The sequence below is a fragment of the Cellulophaga sp. 20_2_10 genome (assembly GCF_023476645.1).
Classification (GTDB): domain Bacteria; phylum Bacteroidota; class Bacteroidia; order Flavobacteriales; family Flavobacteriaceae; genus Cellulophaga.
In genome coordinates this window covers 1-1,271 of sequence record NZ_JAMCOJ010000043.1, presented here as the reverse complement: position 1 = coordinate 1,271, position 1,271 = coordinate 1, and the positions used below count along the sequence as shown (strand labels likewise).

Here is a 1,271-nt window from a genome sequence, read left to right as displayed (position 1 = left end):
TTTACGAAAATCCCTTCGGATTTTCTATTCAGTTTTTATTTACTAAATTAGTTTCTTAACCACGCACCTAACCTTATACAATTACGTTGGCAAACATTAACCAATCACACTTTTGAAAATAAACGAAGTATTATAATATGAAGAAAATTACATATAGAAATATTTTTGGAATTTTATTAATTGCTATTGCTATCTATCAAGTTTATAAATACACCAATGAATATTTCATAATTAAAAACTATCAATATGGAGAGAAATATAATTCGTTTCGTGTGAAAAATGGAATTCCTATAATTAATACTGAAATGGAACCATTTAAAATGCCAGTTGATAATAATTGGGGAATGATTTGGATAAACGAAAATCATACTAAAAAAGAAAAACCACTAATTCACCGAATTAAAATTATAAATGCTTCCGAAAAAGATGACTGGAAAAGTGAAAATGACAGTTTTTTATATTTTATAAATGACACAACTAATTATATTTTAAGTATGGAATCAAAAAAACTGAATTCCAAAATTGACTTTGAATATAAACTTATGAAAACTGACAGTCGAAAAAATGAATTTAAGGATTATCAGGAAGGTAAATACGAAAAATATTCTGAAAGAAAATTGGAAAAAGAAGAAGCCGACAGTATAATGAATGAATGGAATTATGAAAAACCTTAATCTAAAAAAACATTTCTTTAAAATTGTACTTCTGATTTTTGGAATTTATTTTGCTTACAGTTATTTTGATAATAAGAGTAAAATTGAGAACTTAGATTATGGAATAAAAGCTAACGACTTGAGAAAATCTTTGAATGTTCCAATCATCGATGATTATATGACAGCAGAAAATAAGCACGATGAATTTTTCGGAAATAGATGGAAATCTTGGAGACAAAAACCTAAAACAAACGAAATACTTCACGTTTGGAAAAACATAACACCATCTGAAAATGAAAATTTTATTTTAGGTAAAGAAACAGATGCTTATCGAATAAAAAACGAAAATGGTCGAATTAGACAATTGAACATATTCAGTAAAATAAAGAACGATTCTTCTTTAAAACAAAATGGAAAAATATTTTATAATACTGAACCAAGAGAGGAATTTGAATTAAACGAAATAGAAATTGATAGTGTATTGAAAAGTTGGAATTCAAAATATATAATGAAAAAATAACGATTTGCCAACACCGTATATAATTTATTGCTGGCTTCTCGCCTACTTACGAAAGTCCTCGCGGACTTTCTTGGTCGGTAATTATTTACTAAATTAGT

General features: G+C 26.5%; 2 protein-coding genes. Both read left to right on the top strand.

All coding sequences use genetic code 11. The annotated features are described in order from the left end of the window. Positions 1–137: 137 nt before the first annotated feature. Positions 138–674 (top strand): hypothetical protein, encoded by a 537-nt coding sequence (locus M4I21_RS18445; protein WP_249560698.1) that lies wholly within the window; start codon positions 138–140, stop codon positions 672–674. Beyond that, entirely contained in the window at positions 661–1,173 is a 513-nt protein-coding gene (locus M4I21_RS18440) for a hypothetical protein (protein WP_249560697.1), read from the top strand. The genes M4I21_RS18445 and M4I21_RS18440 overlap by 14 nt, the downstream gene beginning before the upstream one ends. The last annotated feature ends 98 nt before the right edge of the window (positions 1,174–1,271 follow it).